The organism is Serratia microhaemolytica, assembly GCF_004011885.1.
GTDB classification, from domain to species: Bacteria; Pseudomonadota; Gammaproteobacteria; order Enterobacterales; family Enterobacteriaceae; genus Serratia_G; species Serratia_G microhaemolytica.
The window spans coordinates 1-9,857 of sequence record NZ_SBEF01000056.1 but is presented as its reverse complement, the minus strand read 5'-3'; the positions used below and the strand labels follow the sequence as shown (position 1 = coordinate 9,857).

The following is a 9,857-nucleotide window of genomic DNA, read 5'->3' as shown; positions in this document are numbered from 1 at the left end:
GCGAACATGAATATCCACAAACATCTCCTTCGTTAACATAAATCTCCGCACAGAAAAAGCACGGATGATATCAGGTGGATCAGTTTTCGATGATCGTTAGTGGATCAGTTTTGCATGATCGGTGACAATGTGCGTTGCGTTGCCCTTTAAGCAAGGATTTTTGGTGGGTTTGCCATAGGAGTGGTGTATTGCGTCCATGGCTGGTTTGCAAGCTGATAACCAGAGTGCTGTGGTCATCGGCATCAAACTCGGTCCAATCCATCGAGACGACGATGTCAGTACGGTCGGCCACCACATAGGGAACCCAGTCATCAAACAAGTTCCAGACATTGAGCTTGGTGTTGGTGAGCAGTCTATCAACCTGCTTAACAGCGTGCTTTCGCTCAAGGCCGCTTGCCAAAGAGAGGCCATTGCCAATGGCATGGATGGCCAATGAGCCCGACTCAATAACCCCATGGGTTGCATTGGCAAGCGACAAGACACGCTTGGCGTGCATGTCTTGTCCGAATATGTCATCAATGTGGTTAAAGATTATTTCGTGATTAAGCATAGGGGGTTGTCTGCTCGATATTAGCGGGTCAATAACGGAGATCATACCTCAAAAGCCTTGCCATGCCTCGTTCATATGAGGGGATGGTTAAGCTTGTTACCGCCTGAGCGAAGCCTTTCTAAGGCCGGTCGTCCTTATCTTAAGCACAGAAAAGTGATGAATGGCCTATTTTGGATACTGTGTTCAGGTGCTCCCTGGCGAGACCTTCCTGAACGTTATGGTCACTGGAAAACAATTTACAACCGGTTTAATCGGTGGTCCAAGGTTGGAATAATAAACTTTTTTTCAAAAAATTACTTCATATACTTGATACGAAAATGTTGATTGACTGGGACGCTATCGCGTTGGATGGCAGTCACATTTGGGCTCTGAAAGCTGCTGCCCGCGCTAAAAAAACACTTCGATGAACTCAGTTGTCATGGGTTGGGTCGCTCTCGAGGTGGCTTTGGTACCAAAATCCATATGGCGACAGAGAGCACAGGATTACCACTGAGTTGTTGCCTGAGTGGTGGACAAGCCGATGAGAGCAGATACGCGGAAACGTTGCTTGGCAGGGTTGGGATCATCCGACAAAGTGGGAACCTGAAGTCGCGGCCTAAAGCAGAGTTGACTGATAAGGGATACTCAAGTCAGGCATTGCGTAATCGACTGAGAACTAAAGGGATAAGAGCGGTTATCCCTTTTAAATCAAATGAAAAAGCCAGTCAGGATAAACGCCGAAAACTCGATATTCGCTGGTACAAAAAGCGTAATGTCGTTGAACGTTGCTTCGCCAAGCTTAAAGAACATCGCCGTATCGCTACCCGTTCGGAAAAAACAGCCAGAAATTACCTGAGCATGTTGAAACTGGGTGCTATTCGGTTATTTTTAAAGCGATTGTCAAATTAAGGGACACACCCTAGTTGATGGTTTTGGTTTTGACCCGCCGTTTCTGGATGTGTTTTGTATCATTGGTGACACCGTACGGATAGATAGTATATAATATTGAAATTGCTATAAATTATTGTGTCAAGGTGCCTGTAGATATCATGGGTTATCTTTTATACAATAGGCGAATTCTTACTTTAGAGAACATGAATTCATGAGCGCAATCACATTACGTAAAGCACTGGGTGTACTTGCGAAGTCATCTTCGCTTTCCGTCACCACCGTGACACATCGCCAGAAGGATGAGCTCGACCAACTGAAAGAACAACTCTTTGTTAAACAAAGCATTGAATCCGAATTACAACATTATTTAGATGTTACTAAACCTGGGGAAATCATTTTTTTGTGCGGTAGTAGCGGGGATGGGAAGTCCGAAATTTTAACCCGTTGCCAATCAGATCCGCGTTATCAGCGGCGATTTAGTTTCCACCTAGATGCAACGCATAGCTTTGCCCCTCGACAATCAGCCATTGATGCTTTGAATGAGTTATTTGCTAATCATCATCAGCAGTCATCTCCATTGCTCATTGGCATCAACACCGGAATGCTTGTTAACTTTGCCCGAGAAGGCGCTGAATGCCACAGGGTGATCCGGTCTGCAATTGACTCATTTTTATCAGGGCAGCAGGATGCAAGCCGTCCTTACCGTAACGAGAATTGTTCTTTTTTTGATTTTGAACATTACCCTAAATTCCAGTTTGACGAAAATAAACAATATTCATCATTTATTAAAACATTATTATATAATTTAACTCATGATGATAATAATTTATTTCAGTTTATTCTTCGACGCGATGAATCTGTTAACCCAGATCTAAAAGAGGTCGCAAACTTTAAATTGCTTTGCATGCCTGGCGTGCAGAATGTGTTAATTACGCAGCTCTTTAAAGCGCGATTAATTAAAGACCAGTTTGTAACGACCCGAACGCTGCTGGATTTTCTGCATCATCTGTTGATGGGGCCTGGCTACTTATTTGATAACCTCTTCACCGGTGCAGAAAATGATCTGATTAAAAAAGTTTCCGATTTTGATCCTGCTAGATTGCACACCTATGAACTTGATCAGTTTATTTTGCGCTATGAACTGGGACTGATTGACGCTGATCTTAATGATTTTTTAGCCGCACTTGAGCCGTTGCGCATTAAGTTTAATCGCCAGAGCGTTAAGTCTGGTGACGCAACCTCGTTGATCCGGCTTTTCTGGTTGTTGCAGCACGAGTCGTTGGGTAATGATTATCATCGGAGATTTTCTGCGTTCTTTAACGAATCACTGTTTGAACGTTACTCAGAAATCTGGCACTTGCATAGGAATTACACAGCAGATCCGGAGCAAAAAAGATCACTGAAACGCTTCTATACTGTTGAGCTTATAGCAGGTATCCAGCGCTACGCTAACCGCAAAGCGCCTGAATTAAGTATGCACAAAGAAGAGTTCTTTTTGGGTGAGTTTGGTGGAGTAAAAATAACCGCGCCGGTAGAGATAAAGCCTGACTGGGACTCTATTCGTAATAAACATACTGCTCATTCAACTGGCTTCGATGTCTATTTAAAAGTAGGGCAAAATCCACTGCCGTCTATCCATATCGGACTTAATTTGTTCGAATTATTGGACAAGTTGAATAATGGCTATCGTCCGAATAAATACGATAAAAATGCCATTGTATTACTGGATGAAATTGTTGAGTTGATCGCAGAGCAGGCTAAATCCAGCAGCGAAATCAAATTTTATGATGGCGGACCACGGGTTTATCGTGCAAAGGCGGATGACGATATGATCACTATTAGCAGTATGAAGGGTTAGCAGAATGTACCCTATCGCAATCGAGTTAAAAGTAGCTAACAATCAACTGGATAGTTACCTTCCTGTACGCAATAAAAACAACGATATTAGCTGGCAATTCGTCACCGGTCTGGTCCTTAGCTACGCCCTGAAACGCAAAATCGAAGCTTACGCTCCTGATCAATTCCGTGAAGATTGTAAAACACATCTACAGGAGCTGCTTGATGAGCCTGCATTCTGGTCCGTGCTAGAACGGATGTATTTTTCCAGTCAGGATATTTTCCGTGTCTCCCCACTTTTTTTACTGTTCCACGCCCAGTTTAATGGTGAAAAAATAAGTTCGGGTTCAACGGCAGATAAACGACTTGGCACGCTGTTTGCCAATTTGATGGGCGATTTCAGCCTTCGTTATCCCATACAGGACAGACTGAACTTCATTGAGCAGCGAATGCTGAATAAGCTCAATGAAAAAATAAAGCTGTTGGGGAAAGGACCGTTTGCCGAAGAGCAACCGTATCTTCCGTATATGGTAACGTGTTTTCAGTCTGATCTGGCATTTCTGGCAGAACATCCACAGTACCTTTTACAGGAATTGGCCAACACCCTACGTTTGTACGCTTTTAGCTGGTGCGCTCAACTGGCGCTCAATCTGGACAACTGGCAGGATGGCGAACCACAAAGCAAATCACTGTTTTTTATTCTTGATAGCGAAAAAGCCAGCTCCGAACGGGAAAAAGTGAAACGTTATGGCTATAAGCTGTTCGCTAGCCAGAGCAAAAAACTGTTCCCGGTGCTCTCTGCACTTGAGGTTTTGCAGTGGGGAAAAGGACAGAAAAAGCGTCCGTTATGGCAGATTTATCAAGACACTCTGAATGATTCAGACTCATCTGCCCGAGTACTTAATGACCTTAACGTTTATTTGCAGGATTTTATTGTGGATCGAGGCCTCTCGCTTCGTGAACGCGCAACAAACCTGGAAAATGCCTTCAAACAGCTCTTATCCGTTGCCGTAGAACAGTTCCAGGGTAAAAAAACTGACCGCGCGACGGTCAATCGTAAATACGTTAGCGAGCTGGAAAACCAGATTTGTACTGACTTCATTCAGGTCCGTGGTCGGGCAGGGAAAGTGCTAGTGCTGAATCAGGATCGTCTTCTGTTACTGACCAATCTCACTGTGGGCAAAAATGACAAACTCCGCCTGCATGAACTGCTGCGTGGTTTTGAACAGCGCGGTTTTTATCTGGACAACCAGTCGGCGCAAACGCTGGTGGCGTTTTATGAACGCATGGGAAATGTAGAGCGAATGAGTGATAGTGGAGACGCCGTGTATGTCCGTAAAACAGTATGAAACCTATCTGGCAGAAACCTTTATTGAGTGGGTGGGTGGCATCATTCAGCCCGGCGAGCGCTACCAGTTCAAATCTCCCGATCCCAGTAATGCCCTAAAACTCTGGGAAGCATTCGTCTCTCTGGCGGACGGCAATCAGTTGGAAATTGCGCCCGGGCAATATATTGATTGCCTCCCCTGCAATGGTGTTCAGCTTATTCCTGTACTGCACGGAGCCGAGGCTCCAGCATTCACAGAAAACTACATTTCTCATTTGCGCGATGAAGTTGCAGGGCGCAGCGGCGTTTTTGCCCAAACAGCGCTGTTGATTATTCACAACAGTATGCTCGATACCCTGATTAACAGCACGAAAGACGTGGCGGCACTGGGTGCTATCTGGTACCCACAAACTTTCAGTCATCAACTGGAAAAGCTCATTACTACTAATAGTAACCGTTCGGAATTGTCCCGCTGTTTGCTGGAGGATCAACTGGCAACGGTACTGGATGAAGGCGCGACCGTATTCGGTTTCTCGTCGCTGTATCGCTTGCTGGATGATGGCAATCTGGATTTCTCTGAGCTTCATCTGTTTAAAGATGATGAACTACTGAACTATAGCCAGAAGCAGCTACGCACCCGACTGAATGAAAACCGGAAATTATATCGCCAGATAGAAGATAGTGTTGAACGCTACAGTGGACAGCTGGAAAATGTGCTACCTGAGTTCAGTACAAAATTCATTCAGGAGCATTTTTACGATAAAAATGACTGGCGTGAGCTTGATTTCTCCGACTATAGGAAAGAGAAAGAACAAAATAGCGAACAAAAACTGGTGCTGAAGAACGTCTCCGTCAAAAACGGCGAGGTTTGGCAACGGGCGAAAAGCTGCAGTAGGGCAGGCAGACGTGACATCAGTCTGCTGGTGCAGGCGCAGCCAGGGCAATCAAAGGCTGAGCTGGAGTTCAGTTTTCAGGGTAATGATCTTCAGGATGACCAGATAAAGATTGCCCATAATCGCCAGTTAAAGAATGCACCTTTCTGGCGCACCAGCCGGGCGGGCGGCAAGACTTCCCGCATTATGGCGTCGGTGCCTTTTGACGGGCATCCCTGCTTCTTTAGTCTCGAACTGACCAACCGCAATAATTCAGCCGAAGAGTATAAATTTCGCCTGTTGTTGGTCGAACAAGGGCAATTCTGGCTAAACGATATTCAGCACTGCTACCGCGTTGAGCCAGGTAAAGATCAAATAACCCTGCAACTGGAAGATAACACGCTGCGTATTGCCGAGTCTGGCAACCTTACCTGTACGTTGGATGACGAGAGCGAAGACATCGACTGCCAGCATTATGCTCTGGTGAATTTTGAGACGCTGGCAAATCAAAGTGACCTGGTTCAGTTTGCGCTCGTTTCAGGTGATTCCCGTCTGTCGTTTAACATCGAGGGGCCGGGAGCAGAAGAAGGGCTAACGTTGCCGTTGCTTTTTGACCAAAGTCGTTTCAATAAGTTATTCAAAGAAGAGAGTAATGCAACCTGGAACCGACTAAAAGGGCGCATCATACTCGATAATACTGAACACAAGGTCGTCGGTGTACGCCAGCAGTTGTTGATACTGGAAGCCTCATTAATTGAGCAACGTCTGCTGGGTACGGGAAGTGACGATAGTGGGTTTGCGCTGGATGAACTTCTTGCCAGCTACCCCGATCTCCACAACGCCTATGAGCAGTTATTTGCCTACTATCATCGTCGTAACACCCTACCGAGTCTGGTGTCGTGGTCAGCGGAATATCGCACACTAGTTAGCTATATTATTACTACGTTTGAGCAGTCACTCCAGCAAATCGGCCAGAGCAGAGCGCTGACAGCGCACGAGAAACGTCTTCTGCATCTGGGGATCTGCCGCAATGATAGCCATGAGCGTCTCTCTCCGCTGCATCCTCTGGTTCTGGCCTACCATCTACAGCTGGCAGAAACTATCGTTGCGGAGTCGGAACGGCACGATTCGGCTTCATTTGCCACACTACCGCCGATCACCCTTGATCGCTTGATAGTTTCCGGGTTAATGCCATTTGTTTATCACAGTGAGCATGGATACGCGCAACTACAGCCGGTGGAGGAAAACCGCTTCTGGATTGATGTGGTTCCCCAGCAGCAGGTCAGCCATGACTACGTTAAACGTCTGGTAAAAGACAAACTCAATGAGTTCACGGACGCTTACGCCCGGTTGTTCCAGAGCGCTGAAAACAGTGCGTTGATTATCAATGCCATTAATCAAGGGAATGCCAAAGAACTGTTTCTGGGATTAGTAGAATATTTTAAGCAAGAAAAAGAGCACGCTATTTCGATTCATGTGAACTGCTACGATAAACAGTTGCTACCCAATATGTTCGATCACTTTGCAGAAAGTGTTAGCTATGAGCAGCTTAAAAACGATCTCGATCTGAACAGCGGCGTATGGCGGGCGGAAGCCGATATGCTGATTGACCTGCTGCGTAGCCGGTTAACGTTAAGCAAGTTTGTTCTGCCGTCAGAAAGCGACAAGCTGGCCTATGCGCATCTGGCATTTTTCACCAATACAGCACCTGTGGATTGCCGCCAGATCCGTATTGAAGATGCGTCCAGCGGGGTATTGTGTCATGGGTTGATCGCTGGGGAGGGGGCCGAAACGCAGGGGGATGCTTACTTTACCGCGTTTGGACTGCGTGATGTGGATACTGAGTCCTACTGCGCCCTACGTCTTGCCCGACTAATCGGCTGCCTGTGGCAACCCGCACGTCAAAGCAACAGCCAGTATCATGGACAAGGGATTGGCCTAGCCGTGAGTGGCAATTTTAAACAGCTGCTCAATTACTCTTACAACAGCGCTCTCTGGACCACCATCATTGATCCTAAAGTCACCCTCGACTTTTTCACCAATCAGAAAGATGTGGTACTTATCCACTATTCTGACCAGTACACCAGTTGCGCAGGCTACGATGCCGTTACCGTCACGAAGCAGGTTGATTTGTTCCTGCGGTTGCTCCAGACCGGAAATCAGTCAGGGCAACCTGTTGTTGACAGTCAGAATTTGCTGGCTGAATTTAACGCCTTTAATGGCGAATGGCTGCTGAAAATGCTGCGCTCTAGTGAAAGGGAGCGTAAAGAGAAACACGGCATTATAGGCGCGTACAAATTTGTGCAATCCATGCTGCACCAGTCCGATATTTGCTGGATTCCGCTATCGGTGGCCGAAATGATCCGCGTGTCCGGCAATGTCGGGCTGAAAATGAAAGAGAGCGATTTATCCAGAAATTTACAGGGTTATCGTAAAGGAGCGATCTCTGATGATGTGCTCTTTGTGGGATTCAAAGAAGACCGCCTCTATCTGTTGCCGCTGGAAGTTAAAACCGGGGCGCGACCGGACTACAGCTATGCAGGCCAACAGGCTCGTGAGCTGAAGCGTTATTTACAGCAGGACATTCTGGAACCACAAACGCTGGCATCACATTTGTACCGGGCGCTCTTTATTCGTCAAGTGCTGATACAGGTGGAGAAATTGCGTCTGTACGGTGTGCTGGACAGCCACAAACTGGCTCACTTGCTGGATCGAAGTGAATGGTGGTTAACGGGCGACTATCAGTTAGGTGAGTTGGCCGACTATGTAGACGGCTTCGTCGTGGCGCATGTGGACAGTGCAACCTGCTTCGATCTCTCTTATAAAGAGACAGCAGAGAATATTTTACAAATAGAAATCCCTTATTCACTGCTGCCTTCGTTGATTGCGGCGCAGGGGGATGAACCACCGTTGGCGGAGCGTTACCGGGTGCCGGAAAAATACCGGCTTGGACCTGAGTGTGATGCCAGTCCGTCACAACCCGAAGTCGTGGTAGAAGTCACAACGCCGACTGCTGCACAGTCCATTTCGGAACCTGAGTCGGAGTCTTTACAGCCTGCTGTACCGGTGGTGACACCTGATATTAGCGATACTCCATTACAGATCCTGTTTGGTCATAATGCTGCGCGTCAGAGCCCGTTACATTGGGAGCCAACCAACACCGCCAAGTTCATGAATACCAATACCGGCATTATTGGAACGATGGGCACCGGTAAAACCCAGTTTACTAAATCGCTGGTCACACAGTTGATGCGTAATCAGTACCGTAACGTTGATGGTAAACCTATTGGTTTGCTGATCTTCGACTACAAATCAGACTATGTGGACGAGGTTTTTATTGATGCTACGAGGGCCCAAAAATACAAGTTATTTAAGCTGCCTTACAACCCCTTATCTCTATTTGGCGACACGCCAATGCTACCAATCCACACCGCTGGTGGACTATCGGAAACGATGGCAAAAGCCTATGGGCTGGGCCATAAGCAGCAGCTGAAATTAGAAAATCTGATTTTAGAATGCTACGAAGCGGCAGGCATTTCGCCGGAAGATCCGACAACATGGTCAAGGACTGCGCCGACAATTGAAGATGTATGGCAGCGATTCCTCTATCAGGAAAAGGTTGAAGAAGACTCGCTTTACGCAGCACTTTCTAAACTGGCGCGTTACAAGATATTCGAGACTATCCCGGATAAGATGACCAGCTTGTACGAATTGATTGACGGCGTCACCGTGATCGAACTGGCTGGTTACCCGCCAGAAGTGCAAAACCTGGTGGTTGCACTCACGCTGGATCTGTTTTACGCGCAGATGCAAAAGCGTGGTAAACCCGTGGTACGAGGGGATTACCGTCAGCTCACGAAAATGATTCTGGTGGATGAAGCCGATAACTTTATGCGCCAAGATTTCTCCAGCCTGCGTAAGATCCTTAAAGAAGGCCGTGAGTATGGCGTTGGTGCGATCCTATCAACGCAGGAGATAACCCACTTTAAGACCGGGGAAAATAATTATGCTTCCTATATTTTAACATGGGTGATCCATCGTGTTTCTGAAATTAGAAATGCGGATATCAAGGCGGTATTTAACGTTGATGATAAAGGTGAGCAGGAGTCTTTGATGGGTCAGATTCGGCAACTTGAGAAGCATTTTAGCCTGTATGTGGATGGGGATAAGCGGGTTAATAAGATGCGTGATCGGGCTTTTTGGGAGCTGATATGATTCTAGTTATGATTTATGGAGGTGTTAGATGGTAAACATCCGGCGAACTTACCTTGCGAGTCAGGGCGGGATTCCACTTTGCATATAATTTAACCAAACATCAATTCGCTACGAAAATCAGCAGACCAGGCGGCCCGTCTACGCTTTGAGGCGATACTGTCTTTCAGTCCGGTATGTTGTTTGATAA

3 protein-coding genes and 2 pseudogenes are annotated in these 9,857 nt (G+C 46.7%); 4 read left to right on the top strand and 1 reads right to left on the bottom strand.

Translation table 11 applies throughout. The annotated features are described in order from the left end of the window. Positions 1–127: 127 nt before the first annotated feature. Positions 128–550: pseudogene (locus EOJ37_RS13240) on the bottom strand (IS4-like element ISAs18 family transposase); the annotation flags it as partial. Positions 551–625: 75 nt separating this feature from the next. Here EOJ37_RS13240 and EOJ37_RS13235 point away from each other — a divergent pair. The 4 genes and pseudogenes from EOJ37_RS13235 to dptH all read left to right on the top strand — a co-directional run bounded on the left by EOJ37_RS13235 (position 626) and on the right by dptH (position 9,670). Next, positions 626–1,438, top strand: a pseudogene (locus EOJ37_RS13235) (IS5 family transposase). A gap of 193 nt (positions 1,439–1,631) precedes the next feature. Then, positions 1,632–3,278 carry a DNA phosphorothioation-dependent restriction protein DptF gene (gene dptF / locus EOJ37_RS13230; protein ID WP_127960373.1) on the top strand — a complete coding sequence of 549 codons (1,647 nt, stop codon included), beginning with the start codon at positions 1,632–1,634 and terminating at the stop codon, positions 3,276–3,278. Between the two features lie 4 nt (positions 3,279–3,282). Further along, positions 3,283–4,605, top strand: a complete 1,323-nt coding sequence (dptG, locus tag EOJ37_RS13225) for a DNA phosphorothioation-dependent restriction protein DptG (protein ID WP_127960372.1) — start codon at positions 3,283–3,285, stop codon at positions 4,603–4,605. Continuing rightward, positions 4,586–9,670, top strand: coding sequence for a DNA phosphorothioation-dependent restriction protein DptH (gene dptH, locus EOJ37_RS13220; protein WP_127960371.1), 5,085 nt, complete (start codon positions 4,586–4,588; stop codon positions 9,668–9,670). Before dptG ends, dptH begins: the two co-directional genes overlap by 20 nt. Positions 9,671–9,857: the final 187 nt, after the last annotated feature.